The sequence below is a fragment of the Actinomyces sp. Z16 genome (assembly GCF_003111765.1).
In the GTDB taxonomy this organism is placed as follows: domain Bacteria; phylum Actinomycetota; class Actinomycetes; order Actinomycetales; family Actinomycetaceae; genus Actinomyces; species Actinomyces glycerinitolerans.
The window spans coordinates 3,174,138-3,193,414 of sequence record NZ_CP027862.1 but is presented as its reverse complement, the minus strand read 5'-3'; the positions used below and the strand labels follow the sequence as shown (position 1 = coordinate 3,193,414).

14 protein-coding genes are annotated in these 19,277 nt (G+C 62.5%); 3 read left to right on the top strand and 11 right to left on the bottom strand.

Annotation, left to right across the window (positions count from 1 at the left end):
- Window positions 1-6: 6 nt before the first annotated feature.
- Both gtfA and C3B71_RS13245 read right to left on the bottom strand, forming a co-directional pair.
- Window positions 7-1,467 carry a sucrose phosphorylase gene (gtfA, locus tag C3B71_RS13250; protein WP_108968692.1) on the bottom strand — a complete coding sequence of 487 codons (1,461 nt, stop codon included), beginning with the start codon at window positions 1,465-1,467 and terminating at the stop codon, window positions 7-9.
- Window positions 1,464-2,687 carry an MFS transporter gene (locus tag C3B71_RS13245; protein WP_108968690.1) on the bottom strand — a complete coding sequence of 408 codons (1,224 nt, stop codon included), beginning with the start codon at window positions 2,685-2,687 and terminating at the stop codon, window positions 1,464-1,466. Before C3B71_RS13245 ends, gtfA begins: the two co-directional genes overlap by 4 nt.
- A gap of 275 nt (window positions 2,688-2,962) precedes the next feature.
- On the opposite strand from C3B71_RS13245, the gene C3B71_RS13240 reads away from it, so the two are divergent.
- Together C3B71_RS13240 and C3B71_RS13235 are read left to right on the top strand one after the other, a co-directional pair.
- Window positions 2,963-3,787 carry an alpha/beta hydrolase gene (locus C3B71_RS13240; protein WP_108968687.1) on the top strand — a complete coding sequence of 275 codons (825 nt, stop codon included), beginning with the start codon at window positions 2,963-2,965 and terminating at the stop codon, window positions 3,785-3,787.
- A 43-nt stretch (window positions 3,788-3,830) separates the two neighbouring features.
- Window positions 3,831-5,309 carry an alpha/beta hydrolase family esterase gene (locus tag C3B71_RS13235; protein WP_108968685.1) on the top strand — a complete coding sequence of 493 codons (1,479 nt, stop codon included), beginning with the start codon at window positions 3,831-3,833 and terminating at the stop codon, window positions 5,307-5,309.
- Window positions 5,310-5,407: 98 nt separating this feature from the next.
- Here the strand turns inward: C3B71_RS13235 and C3B71_RS13230 are convergent, their stop codons facing one another.
- The 3 genes from C3B71_RS13230 to C3B71_RS13220 form a co-directional block, all read right to left on the bottom strand.
- Window positions 5,408-6,136, bottom strand: a complete 729-nt coding sequence (locus C3B71_RS13230; RefSeq protein ID WP_108968683.1) for an SDR family NAD(P)-dependent oxidoreductase — start codon at window positions 6,134-6,136, stop codon at window positions 5,408-5,410.
- A gap of 214 nt (window positions 6,137-6,350) precedes the next feature.
- Window positions 6,351-7,391: a helix-turn-helix transcriptional regulator gene (locus C3B71_RS13225; protein WP_159097708.1), complete on the bottom strand. Its 1,041-nt coding sequence runs from the start codon at window positions 7,389-7,391 to the stop codon at window positions 6,351-6,353.
- A gap of 330 nt (window positions 7,392-7,721) precedes the next feature.
- Window positions 7,722-7,901: a hypothetical protein gene (locus C3B71_RS13220; protein WP_108968679.1), complete on the bottom strand. Its 180-nt coding sequence runs from the start codon at window positions 7,899-7,901 to the stop codon at window positions 7,722-7,724.
- 1,067 nt (window positions 7,902-8,968) lie between these two features.
- Here C3B71_RS13220 and C3B71_RS13215 point away from each other — a divergent pair.
- The gene (locus C3B71_RS13215; RefSeq protein ID WP_108968676.1) at window positions 8,969-10,336 is read left to right on the top strand and encodes an MFS transporter; all 1,368 of its coding nucleotides are present in this window, start codon (window positions 8,969-8,971) and stop codon (window positions 10,334-10,336) included.
- A 1,332-nt stretch (window positions 10,337-11,668) separates the two neighbouring features.
- Here C3B71_RS13215 and C3B71_RS13210 read toward each other — a convergent pair.
- The 6 genes from C3B71_RS13210 to C3B71_RS13185 form a co-directional block, all read right to left on the bottom strand.
- On the bottom strand, window positions 11,669-13,081 hold the full coding sequence (locus tag C3B71_RS13210; protein WP_146750765.1) for an MFS transporter: 1,413 nt from the start codon (window positions 13,079-13,081) through the stop codon (window positions 11,669-11,671).
- Between the two features lie 191 nt (window positions 13,082-13,272).
- Window positions 13,273-14,271 carry a sugar phosphate isomerase/epimerase family protein gene (locus C3B71_RS13205; RefSeq protein ID WP_108968672.1) on the bottom strand — a complete coding sequence of 333 codons (999 nt, stop codon included), beginning with the start codon at window positions 14,269-14,271 and terminating at the stop codon, window positions 13,273-13,275.
- A gap of 36 nt (window positions 14,272-14,307) precedes the next feature.
- Window positions 14,308-15,456, bottom strand: a complete 1,149-nt coding sequence (locus tag C3B71_RS13200; RefSeq protein ID WP_220092949.1) for a Gfo/Idh/MocA family protein — start codon at window positions 15,454-15,456, stop codon at window positions 14,308-14,310.
- 118 nt (window positions 15,457-15,574) lie between these two features.
- Window positions 15,575-17,284 (bottom strand): GMC oxidoreductase, encoded by a 1,710-nt coding sequence (locus C3B71_RS13195; protein ID WP_199912514.1) that lies wholly within the window; start codon window positions 17,282-17,284, stop codon window positions 15,575-15,577.
- A gap of 96 nt (window positions 17,285-17,380) precedes the next feature.
- Complete coding sequence (locus C3B71_RS13190; protein WP_108968668.1) at window positions 17,381-18,352, bottom strand: sugar phosphate isomerase/epimerase family protein; 972 nt, start codon at window positions 18,350-18,352, stop codon at window positions 17,381-17,383.
- Complete coding sequence (locus C3B71_RS13185) at window positions 18,349-19,215, bottom strand: sugar phosphate isomerase/epimerase family protein (protein WP_199912513.1); 867 nt, start codon at window positions 19,213-19,215, stop codon at window positions 18,349-18,351. Before C3B71_RS13185 ends, C3B71_RS13190 begins: the two co-directional genes overlap by 4 nt.
- Window positions 19,216-19,277 lie beyond the last annotated feature (62 nt).

The window sequence follows — 19,277 nt, the reverse complement described above, 5'->3', positions numbered from 1 at the left end:
GAGGTATCAGGACACTAGTACCTGGCGCCAGGGCTCGTGCCGCCGCCGTGCCTTGATGACGAAGGAGTGGTCGGAGAAGTCCGCCTCCAGTAGTACCGCGCAGGCTCCGTCATCCCATTTGACGCTGATGCGCCCCTGACCCTGCTCCGAGACGCAGCAATGACCGTTGAAAGCTGGGAAGGTGTTGCGCAGGCGCAGAGCGGCCAGGAGCGTCTGCACCGCAGGGCGGGTGACTGCCTGCGCGATCTCCGCCTCCGAGTAGTCGTGTCGGTTGGCGGCGCGGGGATCACCGACCCGGTCCAGCGCCGCGATGTCGTTTGCGCCGAAGAGTGCCCCGACGTAGTACAGCTGTGGGATCCCGGGAACGAAGAGTTGGAAGACACGGGCGAGGAGAAAAGCGGCGTCGTCCTCCCCCAGAGCCGAGTAGTAGGTTGTCATCAACTGGTAGCGGACCTTCTTCCCGTCCCGGTGTATCGCCGGGAGAGCGGGACCGTGCCCCTTGAGGTTTGCCGTGTTGGCGTCGACCCGCTGTGAGACCAGGTCGATCTCCTCGTCACTGAGCAGGCCGGCGACGTCTACCACGCCGATTCCGTCGTGTGTGTCCAGAGTGGTGAACTGGCGGCGGGGGCAGATCTCCAGCCAGTGTATGAGATGGTCCGTGCGCCCGGTGAACAGCGCGTGCAGGGTCAGCATGGGCAGGGCGAAGTCGTAGACCCAGTGGCCCCTGTCGGCCATTTTCATCTGCGTGCGGTAGTTCTCATGTATCTCCGGGAGCATGACCGTGCCGTACGGCTGTAGTGGCTTCAGGCCGATTGCTAGGACCTCCCAGACATCGGGTTCGACGAAGAAGCAGCTGGTGCCGGGGCGCTTGGTGGCATAGGCGAAGGCATCGAACCGGATGGCCGCCACGTGTTGGGCCAGTTGGCTCAGGTTACGCTCGTAGTACGCCTGCGTGGCGGGATCGTAGGGGTCGATGTCCACCTGTTCGTCGAAGAAGGTATTCCAGATCCGCACGGTCCTCCCGTCCGCCCGGGTGAACTCCTTTACCGGGCCGCCCGGCTTGCGTCGGTAGAGGAGCTCCATGTCCTTACTCGTGGGCTCACCCTCGGGCCAAAAGTCATCCCAGTCGATGAACATGGAACGGTAGGCGGAGTCCTCTCCACGCGCCATGTAGTCGAGAAACTCGTGGGACCGGATAGAGGCATGGTTAAGCATGAAGTCGGCCATGAGGAAGTAGTCCTCGCCGAGGGCGTCAATGTCTGACCAGTCGCCGAAGGCGGGGTCGACGTCGTCGTAATCGATGACCGCGAAACCGCGGTCCCCAGAGGAGCGGAAGAAGGGCAGGATGTGGAGGCCCCCGAACGCTCCGGGCAGGTGGGTGTCCAGGGAGGCGCGCAGGCGTTTCAGGTCACCTCCCATGGAGTCCGCGTAAGTGATGAGCATGGCCTGGTTGACGACGGGCCTCATGATGACCTCCGATCATTAGGGTTGTTGGTCTGATGGGATAGACTGCGCCGTCCATAGGCGAGGAACACGGCCATGCCTATGGCCACAGGGACTATCAGGGTGAGGTACATGATCTGATACGAGGACACCGCTGAGGCGCCCGCGTCACGGAGCTGGGAGACGATCGAACCGGCAACGACCGGCATCACCAGATAGGCCAGGTCGACGCCGATGTAGTTGGTGTTGCTGGCTATGCCCCTTCGCGCCGGCTCAACGCTGATTAGGCACCAGGTCTGGACCGCGGGCTGGCAGATGCCGTAACCCAGGGCCGAGAGCACTCCGGCCACCAGAAACATGGCCAAGGAATGCGCCTGGCTGACGACGACGAACGCGAGGCCGAAAACCGCCATGCCTGGCACGATGACGACAGCCAGGCCGTGTCGGTCCGAGATGCGTCCCGCCAAGGGACGCGAGATCACGATTGTGAGGGCGTAGGCGGTGAAGAACGTACCTATATCGGCGACTCCGACGGACTCGCCGAGCAGAACGATGAAGGCGTTGATGCCCGAGTATGCCCCTGCCAGGAAGAAGATTACGATGGCCGGGACCACCGCCTCGGGTGCGATAACGGATCGCCAGGAGAAGGACGTGCCGTCGGTGCGTGCCGGCGGAGGAGCGGGGGATAGCGCCCAGGTCATCAGGAAGGCGATCGCGATGAGGCCTCCAGAGGCCAGGAAGGTTCCCCGGTAGCCGATCACGTCTAGGAGCCAGAGTCCCGTTGACGGGCCGACGGCCGTGGCCACCGCCTGGCCCAGGGAGAAGACCCCAATGCCCTGCGCCATGCGCTCCGCCGGGAGAGCCTGGCTGGCCAGCGACAGGGTGACCGGAGCCAGGAATCCCATTCCTGTTCCGTGCAGGAGACGTGCCACGAACAGGCCCGTGACACTGTTTGCCGAGGAGTAGAGGATGAAGGCAGCCATGAGAATCAGAAGCGTGCCCGCAAGCAGCCATTGGCTGCGAAGACGTAGGGTGGCCGGTCCGACCAGGGGACGAACCGCCAACGCCGTGATCGCGAAGGTCCCGGTGACCACGCCGATGACCACGGCCGAGGCGCCCAGGGACTCGGCGAACTTGGGCACCAGCGTGATCATCATGTACTGCGCGAAGTTGATGATGACATTAATGACGAAGATGATGGTGAATCCAGTCGACCAGATGCGTTGGTTGTTGACTGCGGACATGCGTGACCTCGATGCCCCTCACGGAGGCGCTCTGGTACGGACGGGAACTGCTCGGGCGCGGGGCGCAGGCGGGTGGTGTAGGCCGCACTGCGATCCGCGTCATGTGCCGAGTCAATCAGGATGCGCGCAGTGCGTGAGCCGCCATCGCGGCGCGATCAGCCGGGATATCGCCGCCGGATGGCGGCTCACGCAGGTGGGATGAGGGGCGGATAGTTGCTGCGCACCATCGGTGTGGCGGGGATGCCGTGCCGGATTCAATGACACTAGGAGAAGCTATGGCGTTGCTGACCATGAACTTCGAGAGTAGGCATCTGCGCGCGAACCAGGAGTTCACAATGATCCTGCCAGACCGCCCGCAGGCCGAGGAACCGACCGACTATTACGAGCGAGCCCGAGACCTGAAGGTTTTGTGGCTGCTGCATGGGACCTTCGGTGACCACAGTGACTGGGTGCGCAAGACGAATATTGAACGTTACGCCGTCGACAAGGGCATCGCGGTGGTCATGCCGAGTGGGCAGAACTCCAACTTCTCCAACTGGAGCGGCGCGATGCTGGGCTACGACGCATACGATTACGTCATTAAGGAACTCATGCCGCTGGTATGGAACTGGTTCCCGGTCTCACATAGGCGGGAGGACAACTTCATTGCGGGCCTGTCCATGGGGGGACGAGCCACCATCAAGTTCGCGGTCAACCACCCGGAGCTCTTCGCAGCGGCGGCGGTGCTCTCCGCCGCGCCGAAGAACTTCGATCTCCTGACCGAGGAGTACCTCGCCTCGGATGACATCTTCGCTCGGCGTCTGGCGGGCATGGTCCACAACGCCGGTGGCCTGGAGGCCTTCAAGGCATCGGAGGAGAACGTTTGGCGGATCATCGACGAGAAGGCCGCCAGCGGGGCGCTGCCGCGGCTGCGCTTCCACACTGGCGGCGATGACGACTACATAGTCCCTGATCTGATGACCTTCAAGAAGCATGCCGAGGAGATCGGCCTTGAGGCGGAGTTCGTCATCACCGAAGGGTACGGACACGAGTGGGACTTCTGGGACCGCGCTATCCGAGAGGCCCTTGAATTCTTCGATCTTGAGGATGCGTGCCTTTGAGACATCAGGAGACCCGCGACCCGCACAGCGAAAGGTGTTTCACATGACAGGAAGATCGGCATTCATTCGCCCGGGCGTCCCGGATGACGACAACCGGGACTATCTCCCAAAATCTCTGAAGAACTCCAGCATCGTCGTAAATGAGAACGGCAACAACTCCCAGCCCTTCCCTCCCCGACTGGCTGAATGCTCCGGAGAGATCGCTGACGGCGTCGTCGACCACTGGTACCTCTATGTGCCCGAGTCCTACGACCCGACGGTTCCCGTGCCACTCGTCGTTTCCCTGCACGGCGGCATGATGACCGGGTGGGCGCAGGCCGTGTACACCTCATGGACCAATGTGGCCGACCGCGAGGGCTTCATCGTGGTGTTCCCGAGCGCTGGAACCCGTAACTTCTGGACCGTGGACGTCGCTGCGGAGGACGTCGAGGCTTTCACCCGTCCGGATGCTGAGGGCATGTACTTGAACACTCCTCCCGCCAATCCGGAGGATAACCATGATCTGCGCTTCATCCTCGGTCTCATTGAGCAGTGCTGCCAGGAATACTCCATCGACCGGAGCCGGGTGTTCATGCAGGGAATGTCCATGGGGAACCTCATGACCTCCCAGTTCGCCCGCTATTTCGGGGACGTGCTGGCGGGCGCAGCCGGCTCCGGCGGCCCGGCCAAGCCCAATCTTCTCTTCGACGCCGATGGACGCCTTCTGAACCGTGCCGGTCCGCTGGCCATCTGGCAGTCGCGGCTGGACCTCGACGGGCCGCCGAAGGACGCGGGGATGGCCGTTCAGGAGGTGGTCCGTCGTAACCGGGAGTACTGGCTGGCCGTCAATGGGATCACCGAGCCTCCCGCCATCTCCATCCGAGGGGATGACAACTTCGCCTTCTATCGGGGCGGGAACGCCGATGTGGTGTTTCGGGACGTGCGCAACCGCGATCACGGCCAGACCTTCGACGATGCCGAGCTCGTCTGGGACTACCTGTTCTCGGGGATGCGTCGCCATGAGGACGGTCTCATTCAGGACACGGGGTCCGTATGCCCTCGGCAAGGTGATGACTGGGCGGTCGCGGTGGCGAACGGCTGCAGTCGTGCGTGGGTCTGCGGAGGCGTCGTCGAGCTCGGTGGGGAGGCCTTCACTTGGAGGAAGCTCAAGTACCACGGGCTGGGCGGTGACGCACTCGTGCGAGGGGAATACGTATACGTCCCCCTGAGCTTCATCGCGTGCACCTTCGACGCTGCGCTGGAGGAGTCCGAGGGAGGCGCCGTGGCGGTCTTGACGCTGTCCGATGGACAGAGCCTGCAGTTCGCGCGCGGCGGCATCGGGTGCGTGAGGAACGGACGAGTGACCTCCATGCTCGCTGAGGCCGTGCATCGTGACGGTTGCCTATGGATCTCTCTGGAGTGGTTCGCCTCCTACGTCCTCGAGTTGCGCTGCTCGACGCGTGACGGCGTGCTGTACGTGACGGACCACCACGCCAACCTGTCCACGAACATGGCGGTCCTGCTGCGAGATCTGCTCACCTGAGAGGATGCGTCTGGGAGCACACGGAGCTCGGCACGGTTCATCCCCGAAACGAGCTCTTCGTGCCCCTTGCGGTTGGTGATGCGCTGTGAGGTGTGGCCTCAGTTCCCGGACATGGCAGCCAGGGTCATCTCCATCACGCGGCTGGTGCCCTTGCCCTGCTTGCAGATGAACACGACGGCGTCGGCCACGTCCTGCGGCAGCAGCATGAGGCGGGCATCGTTCTCCTCGTGCGTGCGTCCGGCACCCACCTGGAACTCGGTGTTGGTAGCCGAGGGACACAGCGTGCACACCTTGAGCCCCTGCTCGCGGAACTCCAGGTTGAGCGCCTGCGCCATGCCCCGGTTGGCGAACTTGGTGGCGGAGTAGGCGACCTCTTGGGCATGGCCATTGATGCCGGTGACGGAGGAGACGATGATCAGCTGGGACTCCTCCTGCTTGATCATCTCGGGTACCGCGTGCAGACAGAACGCGTAGGAGGAGCGCACATTGGTGTCCATCTGCACGTCGTAGGTCTCCATGGTGGAGTCCAGGAACGGTCCGGCAATGCCGATGCCCGCGTTGGAGACGAGTATGTCGATCCGTTCGAAGGTGTCCATCGCCAGCTTGACGGTAGCGATCACGGTGGCCTCCTCGCGGGCGTCACCGGCGTGGTAGACGGCCTGGACGCCCATTTCACGGCACTGCTGGGCGATGTCCGCCAGCTTGTCCGCAGACCTGGCGGTCAGTACGAGGTTGACCCCTTCCTCGGCCAGCGCGAGGGCGGACGCCCTGCCGATGCCGGAACTGGCACCCGTGATGATCGCGGTCTTTCCGGTGATGTCCTGCATGATTCTCTCCTTGCTGTGCTTGAGGATCTTCTTGGGGCAGCTGGTCCAGGAGTCCGATCGCCGTCGAGGGGTGCATGATTCTCGCCGGCACCTCGGCGACGATGTGTCTGCTGGAACGGTCCGCACTATTCCATTCCCGCTCGGTCTTGCGCAGCGCCCGCATCTCAGCACCACCGGGCCAATTCCTCAGGTCGTATCTTCAGCGGGCCACGAGCTACTCCCGGCTTCTTCCCCGGGGAGAGTGACCGAAGTACCTCATGTAAGCCCGGTAGAAGTTACTCGTGCTGGAGTAGCCGACGCTCCGGGCGATCTCCTCCACTGACAGTGTGGTCCGCTCCACCAGGAGGGCGGCGCGTTCCATGCGCAGTTGGAGGACCAACTGGGAGAAGTTCTTCCTCGTCTCCTTACGCACCAGCGTGCTCAGGTAGTTGGGGTGGTAGCCCAGACGGTCTGCCAACGCCTGCAGGGTGACACCCCCCAAATCCCGGGACACGGCCTCAATGACTGTTGAGGACACGGGCCTGTCCGGAACCTCGATGCCTCCGCTCCCAGCTCCGGCGTCGGTTCCTTCGCTGCGTCCAGGCCTATCGTTCTCGGCTCGTCCCGTGCTACCTGTGTACTCGGCACGCCATTCCCGCGCCACCAGTTCTACCAGCGCCAGGGCCAACGGCTTGAGGACTTGCTGGGAATCGTCACGGCGGTTCGCGTACTCAACCACCATGATCTCCAGCAGCCGGCGCACGGGGGAGGAGTCGGGGATGGTGACGTGCCGGAACTCGTCGCTGAAGGCGTCGTCGCGCGGGCCCAGATAGAAGTCCAACAGCTCGGCGTCGGCCATGACCGGCGGCAGGAACTCTCGGTAGAAGGTCTGGGCGCGTATCAGCACGCCCACGATCGTGCATTGCTCGTCGACGCTGGAGCGCAGCGCGTAGCCGTGGAAGGGCTGGCCCGTATACATCTGGCCCTCGTGCACCGTCACCAGGTTGTCGGACCGGTGACTCAGCGCCCGGTAGTCACCCTGGTAGGCGTAGTTGAGGAAGAAGAACCCGTGGCGGTGGAAGCGTTCGCCGATGCTGCTGCCGCGGAAGACGCAGACCATGACTTCCTCATCGTCTCCGCCGAACCACTCAAAACCGACCTCGGCGCCGCTGGTTTCAGGCACCTCCCTGTAGGTCCAGTCGTAGAGGGGGAACTGCTCGGCGAGCAGGTCCAGCGCCCGGGGAAGTGCTGCGTCGTCGGGCGAGTTGCTGTGCACCGTATCTCCTTCACTGCGATCTGCCTGGCCGCGCGCATGACGGCGCCGACTTCCAGCAGCTGATCGGGGGATGTGCGCGCGGCTGCCGATCCTCCTCGATCGCGCTGCCATGCTAGCGGTTGGCGCGGCGGGCCACGGCGCTCGCGTTTAGTGTCCGTGGCGGCAGGGTTGGGCCGACGGTTCTGCGGGTGATGGTGACCGTCTACTACGCCGGTTCACCGTCTGCTACGCCCCTTAGGGGTCTGCTGAATGGCTGTGGGCCGTTCAGCAAAGGTCGAACCGGCGTGCCCAACGGTGAAGTGGCGTAGTAGACGCCTGGTGACGACGCGGTCAGTTCACTGGTAGCGCCGTCGGCCGGGCGCCGATCGGGGCGTGGCGGCGTGCGCCGTTAGCGCGCTCGTCTCGCGTGGTCTGCTCTGCGGCCCGCGCCTCCAGCATGGCGTTGGTGGACTCCGCAATGAAGCGGATCGTGTTGGCATCCAGTGGTGTGGTGGGGACTAGGACGAACATGCCGGTCCTTTCAGGAGGAGGAGCCCACACCCGTCGTCGAAGTGGGCGTGGACGGGGCCGGTCCACACCGTGCGCACCCGGGAACGGCGCCGGTACGGCTGGCAGGCCGCCGAACGCACGTTAGCAGCCGCGGGAGTCGAGAGCGCGTACGCGTCATATTCGGCGACGGGCCCGCCCGGCCGTCCCGATATGCCGGAACCCACTGCGACGGGCATGGCCACAGCGGCTCAGCGGAAGTCCTCGGGGGCGGGCAGTCCGGCGGACGTGGGGGAGAGGGTCTCCCAGGCAGACACCACCAGCGCGATGCCGGCGGCAGTCGCCGCCACAGCCCCGTCGGCACCCGTCCAGTGGCGCTACCAGCGGTCTGACGGCCCCGGCTCGGCTAGAACGCCCCTTCCCCGTCGGGCAGGCCGGCTCGCGCCGGGCCACGCCGCCAACGGCTGTGTTGGTTCGGTGGTGGCGGGTGTGGTTCGGCTTGTGGTGTGTTTTGTTTGGGGGGTTGACGGTGGGGTGTGGGGGTTGTTATGTTTGATCGCGCATCAAACGGGTGGTGGTCGATGGTGACCGCCGGTCTGGGTGGTGGCGTTCGTGCCGTTCGTTGGGGGCATGGTGCGGGCGGGGCCTGTTGCGGGCCTTGTTGGGCGAGGGTCGCCTAGTTCCCCGGAAGGCTGTGCGAGATGTTGTTCGCACCGAATGTTGAGTTGTTGTTTTCCGAGGCCGGCGAGGATTACGCGGATCGGATTCGGGCCGGCAGAAACCGCCGTGCTCCAAGAGGACACCGGTGACCGTATCCAACGCCGGTTCTACTAACTCGGCGCTGGTCAACGCCCCCGCCCTCATCGCGGCGCTACGAGACCGCTCATACAACGGATGGGCCGTGGTCGAAAGCGACCAAGCCCCTGACCCCGTCGAACCCATCCTCCTAAACAGCTGACACCAACAAAAAACCGGACCTACCAAAATGACCCTAAGAGCAAATGGTGGCTCGGCCTTGCCGGAGCTGGAACGATGAACGCACTCCGGGAGAATAATGACGCACTCCGGGAGGGCAATTCAGGAGGTAAGGTATGAGGAGCGCTCGACTGTCGACGTCGACGAAACTGGTCTACGGGCTTGGAGACCTAGCCTGTCAACTGATGTGGTCGCTATCGTCCAGCTACCTCGTGCTGTTTTACACGGACAACGTTGGTCTCGCTGCGGCCGCCGTGGGCGGACTTATGCTGTTCGCCCGTGTCAGTGACGCAATATTCGACCCCATATTGGGTGCCTACATCGAGCGGCACCCTACCAGATGGGGAAGATTTCGTCCGTGGCTGCTATTTGCCTCTCCGGTCATGGGGGTAATGACTGTACTTACCTTCATGACCATCCCCGGTTCCCAGAACCTAAAGCTGACATGGGCGGCGATCACCTATCTCTTCCAGGGCCTGCTGTACTCCGCCGTCAATCTTCCTTATGGTGCACTCGGCGCGGTCATGTCCCGTGATTCGCGCGAACGTGTCGACCTTGGTTCTGCGCGAACCGTCGGCATGAATGTCGGGGTGGTTCTGATCAACGCCATAACGATGCCGCTTGCGATTACGTTCAGCGGTGACGCGGACTCAACGAGCGTTCGAGGGTATACGCTCACTGCCCTGACGATGGTTCTCATTGCCGTTCCCATGCTTTGGCTTGTCTTCGCCAAGTGCCATGAAGTGATCGTGCCCGACGTGACGAGAACCCGCGTTTCACTTGCAACAACTATTCGTGTGGTTGTCACCAATGGTCCGCTCATGCTGGTGGCCTCCACGATGCTGCTCATGCTGACCGGGATATTCGGCCGCCTTGCGGTCGCCCTGTATTACTATATATATCTCATGAATCGGCAGGACCTGGTAGCGCTGCTCATGTCGCTGCCCTCCATCGCGACTGTAGTCGGCATCGCCCTTTTTACGAGGCTGTCGAGCAGGATCGGTAAGCGCAGGCTTTTAATTGTGTCGCTGATAATGACGGCGCTTCCGCTCGTATGTCTGTTCTTCGTCGACCCATCCAATGTAGTCTTCGTCATCGTGTTGAACGGCCTGTATGGCCTGTTCTTCGTGGCAACACCTCTGGCCCTGTCGATGATTCCGGATGCGATCGATTACCAGGAGGATCGTACCGGTATACGCAGTGACGGCTCGGGGTTTGCGCTTTCGAGCGTTTCAATCAAGCTGGGTTCTGCCGTTGGTGGGGCGATCGGCACATGGATACTTGCAGGGTTCGGCTACGTGGCGAATAGTGTCCAGACAGAGCATGCGGCGTTCGGTATCAATGTCGCTGTGAACCTCGTACCCGCGGCGTTCCTCATTCTGGCGGCGATTCCGATGTTCTTCTATCCCGTCACTGAAGACGTCTATGAAGAGGTCCGGGCGAGACTGGAGGCGGGCGAGGCTGATCAAGCCAGCGCTTCCTAATGCATCTTTGTGAATTGTAAATCGAATACCGTCTTTCCCGTCTACCGCGTAGCGCGGTTGTCGCCGAGTTCCATCCGAAATACCGCTGTTCCGGTTGATGAGTGTGATGGTTCGGGACCGGACGGTGGTGTTCGTACTCGGGTGCGTGAGGAGCATCTCGGACCGACGAGGAAGTCGACGTCCGTTGTTTGGATGCTCGGGCGGGCATGACGGTGGTGAGAAGTTGTCGATGCTGAGCGGGGTAGTCGGCCACGTGGGCTAGACCTCCAGAACGAGGGGACGTCTTCAAGAACGCTCTCTTCGGCCTCGTCGAGGCCCAACCTGCGTCCTCGAACATCCCGGCGGACCATGCACAGGCTCGGCGGGTGACACTGGGAAGCCGGGAAAGAAGACTGTAACCGCGCGCCTAGCGCTGACCATTAGACCAGCCGCCGCCGCGCATACACGAAGAGCATCTTCCAGGCGGGGCCACAGCATTACCGATCCCGCAGCCCAACCGCCCTGCTCGACCGTCAGAGGCCGCGCCCTCGGGAGACGAGCCTGCGTTGGCAGTTTGTCATCGACTTGCATCACCGCGCCCCTGGACGAGCTCCTGGCGCGTACGTCGAGCAAGGGCGGACGGTTGGCGTATCTAATCGCGTGTCTCGGCGAAGGCTCGTCGGGACGAACCGAACTGTTCGCTAACTCCAGCGACGGTTCGTGGGGTAGACGCACTGTGTCGTCTCATGACTTCTGGAACATCCGGAACTAATGACATGGAGCGCTAACAGTCATGAGCCTCTGCCAGAAACGCGTCAATGACGCGCCCGCCGCGCCCCCAGCGGCCAAGACGCAGACACCTGGGGTCCAGTAGGTCACTTGAACTGCAGCCGGGCCGCTGGGGGCCGGTGTAGCTTTCCTTTCGGGCCCGGGGTGAACTACGCGCCGGCGCACGGGGCGTAGCGGCGGTGCCGGGCCTGGCTACCGGAGCGTCTCCTGCTTATTCTTGGTCCGGATGTGTTGCCGCCCGGCTTCACGGTTGGTGGGTGTGATGGCGTCCTAGGAACCATGAGACCCAATAGTCCCAAAACCATGGCGACAACACGGCACGTCTACCCCACGAACCACTGCGGGAAATGGCGGAACCGTCGACCAGAACACATGTACAGACACTTCTGATCCACCGTGGTCTCGTCCACCGAGCTCATCCGGACCCGCCCATCAGCCGTTACCCAGCACTCCACTTTCCTTGTACTCGCCTCCAACGAGGCACATCGGCATCGCGCCACAATAGATCTGCCCGCATGCGTCCGCATCCGCGTACGGTTATTCCGAGTGGACTGAGCCGGGCGCCTACTGGTCTTCAGTCGACTGGCCGGTAGACGGCGTCCTCGACTCCAGGCGTGCACGAATAGCTTGGTACTTCGCCTCTGTGATCGGGTAGGCGGCGAGTGGAATGAGGGCGAGTAGAAGGATCGCCGCGGGCATCAAGTTGACGGCGACGTTCACGCCCATCAGCGCCCTCGCGGTCGGCGCCGCATCTGCGGAGTACCCGAACGCCGCGAGGCACCAGGCTCCAATGGCCCCGCCAAGCGCGGATGCAACCTTGATCGCGAGGCTGGTCATAGCGTATGACGTGCCATCACTGCGGACTCCCGTTCTGTCCTCCTGGTAATCAATCGCGTCCGGCACCATCGCGAGCACAATCGGCGTTGCGAACAGGCCGAGCCCGTACAGCATGGACAGCACGACGACGGCCACGAGGTTCGAGGGTCCGACAAAGAACAGCAACAGCAACGAGATCGAGGAGCTGAGGATTGAGATCATTACCATCCTCTTCTTGCCCAATTTCTTCGCGAATCGTGTGAAGGCGGCGATTCCGATGATCGTGAAGAGGGGCGGAATCGGCATGAGCCAGCCCGCCAGGTCTACCCTGCCTATCGAATAGATAATGTAGTACATGGCCACGGCGAGTCGGCCGAACTGACTGGTCATGGTGCAGATTAGCATCGTCGTGATGAGCATCAGGGGCCTGTTTCCGAGCACCGTCTTGAATGTGTCGATCAGCGACACGCGAGTCTCTTCCGGAACCGGCCGGACGACCTCCTTGCTAGTTACGAACACGAGCGCGAAGAGCGGCAGCGCAGCTATCGAGAACAGTGCCGCCGTTGCGGTGAATCCGCCCACGGTGGCGGCGCCGCCCCCGCCGCTGAGATGGAGCACAATCGGCATGGTGATTGCGCCGAGTATAATGCTTCCGAAGTTCGTTCCGACCATCCGGTACGAGTTCAGGGCGACACGATCTCCCGAGTCGCGAGTCATCACCGTCGCCAGCGCCCCGTACGGCAGGTTGACGACGGAGTACAGAAGCCCTTGGATCATGTACGTACAGATGGCCCACGCCAATTTGGCGCCTTCGGTGCCGGGAATGGTGCTGAAGGTTAGTACGGTGAAAATCGCGAGCGGCGGACCTCCCCAGATCATCCATGGGCGGAAGCGACCGTGCTTCGTGTATCGCCGCTCGGTGAACGCGCCCCAAATCGGATCGAAGACGGCGTCCGTTATGCGGGCGACGAACATCAGCGTGCCCACGGCGGCGGCCGCGAGGCCGACGCTGTCGGTGTAAAATAGAACAAGATAGCTGGACGACAGATTCCATACCATCTGGCCGCCGACGTCGCCGAGGCCATAGGAGATCTTTGTCGCCGTGGACAGCTTCTCCGAGGGTGGGGAGGACGGCATAGAATTAGCAGGGCTTACAGTCATGATAATACTCTCCACGTCTTTGTGGCAGTTCAGTCAATTTGCATACCGGCTGTATGTCGATGTCTCGGGGGCTGCAATCGCACCGGGTCGTGCGGCAGCGAACCACTACCGTCGGACACGCTCGGACTGGCTTGCGGCGGCGGGTCACGGCGTCTGGACCGTCGGCCCGCCGCCGCAAGCAGGACAGCTCGTCAGCGTGTCGCGAATGCCGCGTCGAAGGCGGCGCCGGGCGCGTCCCACATCGCGCGTCGGACGAACTCGAGCGCCTCGGGAGCGCCTCGCATCCGGTCCATCCCGGCGTCCTCCCATTCCACCGATACGGGCCCGGTGTATCCGATACGGTTGAGCGCACGGAAGCATTCCTCCCAGGGGACGTCGCCGTGCCCAACCGACACGAATGTCCACCCACGGCGCCCGTCATTCCATGGCAGGTGTGAGCTGAGCCTCCCGGAGCGTCCGGTTAGCCGTTTCTTGGAGTCCTTCGCATGCACGTGATAGATCTTGTCCGCGAAGTCGTCCAGGAACCCCACCGGATCGACATCCTGCCAGTTCATATGGCTGGGATCCCAGTTGATTCCGAGTTCCGGGCGATCGATCACCTCAAGCATCTTCTTGGCAGTCCAGTAGTCGTATGCCAGCTCGCTGGGGTGGACCTCAGCGGCGAAGCGGACGCCGCACTCGGCGAATACGTCCAGGATCGGATTCCAACGGCGTGAGAAATCCTCCCAGCCGGCCTCGATGAGGTCGTCATCAACCGGCGGGAACATGGCTAGGTACTTCCAGATCGACGATCCGGTGAAGCCGACTACCGTCTTGACTCCTAGTCGCTGAGCGGTGCGCGCCGTGTTCATAACCTCCTCGGCCGCACGACTGCGCACGCCCTCCGGATCGCCGTCTCCCCAGATGGCGTCCGGCAGCATTCGGTGATGCCGTTCGTCAATCGGATCGTCACACACCGCCTGGCTCTTCAGATGGTTGGCAAGCGCCACGATCTTGAGGTTGTAGCGTGCGCAGACATCCAACTTCTCCTGAATGTATGCGTCATCGGTTGCGCCCCGCCATACGTCGAGGTGGTCTCCTGCGCAGCCGATTTCAAGGCCGTCGAAGCCCCATTCGGATGCGAGTCGCGCGACCTCCTCGAATGGGAGGTCGGCCCATTGCAGAGTGAGTAGTGATACGTCACGGGTCATGATGCACTGTCTCCTTCCTTGGTTTCATCAGTGCGTTCATACGTCGGTCCAGGCCGCACGAGATGCCGCCGAGCGCTCCACCGCCGCAAGAACGCGTTGCACGCTCAATCCGTCGGCGAATGTTGGCCGTGGAGCCTCTCCCCGGGCGATCGCCTCCACCAGATCGACCACCTGGTGGGTAAATCCGTGCTCCCAGCCAATCACGTGGCCCGTGGGCCACCAGGCGCTGTAGTAAGGAGTGTCGGGCTCCGTGGCCAGAATTCGGCGGAATCCGGACTCGACGGCGGGCTCGGATCCGTCATAGTACTCAAGCACGTTGTAGTCCTCCAGGTTCCAGCGCAGCGCTCCGGAGGACCCGGATACCTCAATGGTCAGTTCGTTCTTCCGGCCCGTCGCGAACCGAGTGGCCTCGAAGGAGGCAACGGTGCCCTGTGACATGCGCCCGAGGAACCAGGCGGCGTCGTCAACCGTGACATCGCCATACCCCTCGGCGGCCTGTCTGCCACCGAGTCCACTGCCAGGGGCGGCAAGAGGACGCCGTTTCACGAAGGTCTCCAACGTTCCCGACACCTCGACGATCCTGTCATCGGCGAGGTACTGACACAGATCGATCAGATGCGCGCCGATGTCACCGAGGGCGCCGGAACCGGCCTTGTCCTTCTCCAACCTCCAGCTGAGGGGCTCGTTGGGATCGACGATGAAGTCCTGCCGGTAGCCGGTACGAATCTGCCTTATCTTGCCGATCTTACCCTCCACCACCATGCGCCTCGCCAACGCGATTGCCGGCGATCTGCGGTAGGAGAAGCCCACCATCGACTGAACGCCGCGAGCAGCAGCGCGCTCAGCGGCTTCCGTCATGGCTTGTGCCTGTTCGACGGTATTGGCCAAAGGTTTCTCGCACAGCACGTGCTTGCCGGCGTCGAGCGCGGCGACGGCGATCTCCTGGTGCAGACCGCCGGGTACGCAGATGTCGATCAGATCCACGTCGTCGCGAGTGAGCAGGTTCCGCCAGTCGCTCTCGCTGGAGCTCCACCCGAGCGCTTCTGCAGCCTCTTGCGCATGCGCCGAGTCCTTTCGACACAGGACGGCCATAGACACGTCGAGTGGCAGGTCGAAGAACTTCGGTGCCTGACGCCAGGCGTTAGAATGCGCCCTGCCCATGAATCCGGCTCCTACAATAGCCACGTTCAGTCGCCTCTTAGGCCCTGTACTATTCATGTTCTGTCATCTCCAGTTCCGTTGTCTCGTGATAATATTCATCTCGCCCTTGATCTCGTGATACGGGCGGTGTTCGTTGCCATGGTCATGCGACGACCGCTAGCTCGGTGGGACGAGTAAGGCCGCCCGAGGCATGCTGCTCGGCGATGAACTTGCATGCCCTGGATGTCAGAGCCATGATCGTCAGGGTTGGCCCGACGGTCCCATTGGTGACGAAGGAGGAGGCGTCGGTGACGAACAGGTTGGGGATGTCCCAGGTCTGATTGACGTTGTTGACGACCGACTTCTTCGGATCTGATCCCATGCGAGCTCCGCCGCATTCGTGAATCGCGGCGCCGAGGCTCTGCGACATGCGAATACCGACCTTAAAGATCTGTCGCTGCAGCGGGTTGAAGTCGGGCCAGACCTTGGACGAGTCGAGCCCCACAGTGGAGCCGATGAAGTTGATCCTGTATCCGGCATACTCCACCATCTCGCGGACAGCTCTCATCATGTCTTCGGTCATCATCCGCTCGTTCGCGCTGAGTGTGCAGTCGATCCGCGGTGCGGGAATACCCCACTTGTCCTTCACGCGACGGCTGACGCCAACGTAATTGTCAAAGCGTGGCAGCATTTCCCCCATTGCGTCTCCACCGAATACCGCCGGCACATCCGGGGGAATCGGCGTCCTGCCCCCGATGCCTTGATAGTCAAATCCACGCAGGTAGCGCTCCGTGCGACGGCCTTCCAAATTCTGGTAACGAGGAATGAGGATGCCGCCGGCCCGTCCGTGGAACGAATCCGCAGGCTGCGCCGTGTCTTCATCCCAGCATCCAGGGCGGTCCGGTACATCTGCGAAGCAGAGCGCCGTCGTCTGGTCCATGAAGTAGTGCCCGAGCAGTCCCGAGGAATTGGCCAGGCCGTCCGGGAAGCTCGTAGTCCCGGAATTCAGCAGCAACCTGATCGACTCAATCGTCGACGCTGCCAGCACAATGACGTCGCCAAACACCCGATGACGTCGCTTGGTCACGCGGTCGACGAACTCCGCGCCGGAGGCGAGGCCGGTGCGAGGATTGATCGTGATCCGGCTGACAACGGCATTGGTGCGCGTAACCAGTCTGCCAGTCCTGCGAGCAGCCGCGATACCCGGCGGAACTCGGTCCTGGAACGGCGCCTGCACACGCCACGAAATGACCTTGCGTTCAGGCCACCGTTTCTCGACCTTAGACTTGAACTCCTTCTCGATCGTGCTGAGGAAACCCGGCCCGATGTACTTACCGTCGGCGGGTTGGTCCAAGCCGTCCTTGTCTCCGTACACGCCGACGAGCTCCTCGACCCGGTCGTAGTACGGCTCGAGATCGGCGTACTCGATCGGCCAGTCCTCCCCGTATCCGTCGAGACTGGCGGCCTTGAAGTCGAGGTCTCCCATGCGCTGAAGCACGCGACCGTAGGTCTGCATCCGCCCGCCGAGCATCTTGGACCTGATCCAGAGGTACGACTGTCCCAGGGGAGTCGTATACGGATCCTCCAGGTCATTCACCATGAAGGGGCTGACTCCGCCGTCGAAGAAGGCACGGCACGCCTGGCGCACCTGACCTCGGGTCAGCATGTCTTTTGCTCGCGGGATGATATCCATACCGAGAGCTCCCGCCTGCTGCTCTGGCCGTACGAACTCCGCCTCGCTCCGTTCCGGTCCCGCTTCGAGCAGAAGCACATCCATTCCGGCTTCGGTCAGCTCTCGGACCGCGACGCTCCCGCCCGGTCCGGAGCCGACGACGATCGCATCGAAATGCCGCTCAATGTCGTGTTTCATCATCTTTCCTTCCTATCTGTTGTCGGTTGGGTTAGCGGCGCTGCGCCGAGCCGCCTCGTCGGAGGAGATAGACGCCGCGGGGCTCGGCATGGACAACGATTAGTCACTCGAGTCTGCTATTGGTTTTAGAACGTGTTGCACCTCCCATCCGTTCAGCATCGTGCTGCTTGCGGGATGGGGACTCATATCGCTTTCGACCACGATCCACCCTGCATAGCCGTGATCCGTCAGGGCCCTCATAACCGCCGCCGCGTCGACCAGTACCGGTTCTTCCGCCAGTTCGGTGAACCACCTGCCCACGCCCCGCTTCCCGCCGGCGCGGAGTACCGAGTATTCCGCGCCGGCGTTCAGGTACTCTTCACCGTTGTCAACGTCGGCCGCGTTCTTGAGATGAACGTGAATGACTCTGTCTGCGTGGTGCTCAATGAATTCGAGCGGGTTCCGACCTGCCACCACGAACTCGGCGGTGTCGAGAGCGAGTCCCGTGAGTTCTGGGTCGGTGAGTGCGAGGAGACTGTCCAGCGCGTCCGCGGTGCGCAGCGAGGACAGGAAGTCGAAATGCAGGCCGAGCCGCACGCCCATTGGAGCTATTGCGGCGCCCACCGCGTTCCACGAGTCCGCCAGCGCCTGCAGCGCAGCATCATCAAGCGGACCGGAGTGTCCTGCGTATGGAGCGGGACGAACGACGAGGACGCTTCCGCCGAGTTCGGCGAGTGCTTCTGACAGCCATGCGGCGTGCGCGACCAGCCCGTCGCGCGAGCCGGGATCCAAGGGGTCGTCACCGTGGGTGAGGTCCTCCTGATAGCCGATTGCCGGATCCCAGAACCAACTGCTGACGGACTCCAGGCCCGCGTCTTGGACGAAGCGGCGGAATCCTGCGATGGAGCCGAAGTTCGCCGCCAGCTGTGTAGGGTTGCCCAGGGGCTCCCATCTTCCGGTGCCTGCATTCAGTTCGACTCCCGAGAAACCCGAGATGGACACGACGCGCAGCGCCCGCTCGTGCTGGCGGCGACGGACGAAGTGGTCGAACTGCGGCTTGAACTGGTTGAGGGCGTACGACCAACGAATCATGACCCCTGCTCCTCACTCGCAATGCGTTCCAGCACGTTCTTGGCGTACCAACGCGAAATTGCGGTGGATTCGGCGTAGTCTCCTCCGAGCTTGTCCGCCTTATCGTGCTCCACGCCGATATAGCCCCCGTATCCGTGTTTGACGATTGCCCGCATAAGCGACTCGAAATCGACGAGGCCCCCCTCATCGCCCATTTCATAGAACCATCGTTCAGTCGTGTCCGCCATGACTTCCGCATCGGGCCTCCTGCGATAATCGCCAACCAGGTCCCGATGCCGCGTGTCCTTGAAATGGAATCCGCTCACGCGATCGGCGTACGCCCGATACAGCTCGACGGGGTCGACCCCGACGATGCAGTGCTGCGCGGTGTCCATGAACAGCTTGACAAGCGTCGGGTCGGTGTTGGAGTAGAACGTCTCCAACTCCGAACGTGAGCGGATACCGCAGAAGAACTCGTGGTGGCATGCCAGCGTCACTCCGGCATCGGCCGTTAACGCGCCGACCCGGTTCCACAGTTCGGCGGCGACCTTGATCTTGTCCTCCGTCACGGGCTCCATGTCGTAATACAAGGTGGCTGGCATTACGACGATGTTGTCCAGCTCTATCTCTGCCCAGCGGTCAATGGTAACCCTGAAGTCCTCCAGGATGTTGTCATGAGTTTCGCGGATGTGGGGCGCGTACGTGCGCTGATCATAGTCAGCTGCGTGGAATATGTTGACGATCCGTTCAAGGCTGCGCTGTTGCACGAACTCCTGGTAGTTGCTTACCGACCCGTAGTCGCCGGCGATCTGGTGCCAGCGGAAGTCGAATACATCGATCGCATCGAACCCGACGGCCGCCACTTGCTTGAGGAAGTGGTCCATGGTTCGCCGCGATTCCCATTGGTCTATTTGACCGTGAGGGGACTCGGAACGCCAATGGTCCA

What these genes read in the sequence shown, in the direction of transcription:
- gtfA (WP_108968692.1), bottom strand. Translation starts at nt 1,467, where the DNA reads ATGAGGCCCGTCGTCAACCAGGCCATGCTCATCACTTACGCGGACTCC.
- C3B71_RS13245 (WP_108968690.1), bottom strand. Translation starts at nt 2,687, where the DNA reads ATGTCCGCAGTCAACAACCAACGCATCTGGTCGACTGGATTCACCATC.
- C3B71_RS13240 (WP_108968687.1), top strand. Translation starts at nt 2,963, where the DNA reads ATGGCGTTGCTGACCATGAACTTCGAGAGTAGGCATCTGCGCGCGAAC.
- C3B71_RS13235 (WP_108968685.1), top strand. Translation starts at nt 3,831, where the DNA reads ATGACAGGAAGATCGGCATTCATTCGCCCGGGCGTCCCGGATGACGAC.
- C3B71_RS13230 (WP_108968683.1), bottom strand. Translation starts at nt 6,136, where the DNA reads ATGCAGGACATCACCGGAAAGACCGCGATCATCACGGGTGCCAGTTCC.
- C3B71_RS13220 (WP_108968679.1), bottom strand. Translation starts at nt 7,901, where the DNA reads ATGTTCGTCCTAGTCCCCACCACACCACTGGATGCCAACACGATCCGC.
- C3B71_RS13215 (WP_108968676.1), top strand. Translation starts at nt 8,969, where the DNA reads ATGAGGAGCGCTCGACTGTCGACGTCGACGAAACTGGTCTACGGGCTT.
- C3B71_RS13210 (WP_146750765.1), bottom strand. Translation starts at nt 13,081, where the DNA reads ATGACTGTAAGCCCTGCTAATTCTATGCCGTCCTCCCCACCCTCGGAG.
- C3B71_RS13205 (WP_108968672.1), bottom strand. Translation starts at nt 14,271, where the DNA reads ATGACCCGTGACGTATCACTACTCACTCTGCAATGGGCCGACCTCCCA.
- C3B71_RS13195 (WP_199912514.1), bottom strand. Translation starts at nt 17,284, where the DNA reads ATGATGAAACACGACATTGAGCGGCATTTCGATGCGATCGTCGTCGGC.
- C3B71_RS13190 (WP_108968668.1), bottom strand. Translation starts at nt 18,352, where the DNA reads ATGATTCGTTGGTCGTACGCCCTCAACCAGTTCAAGCCGCAGTTCGAC.
- C3B71_RS13185 (WP_199912513.1), bottom strand. Translation starts at nt 19,215, where the DNA reads ATGGACCACTTCCTCAAGCAAGTGGCGGCCGTCGGGTTCGATGCGATC.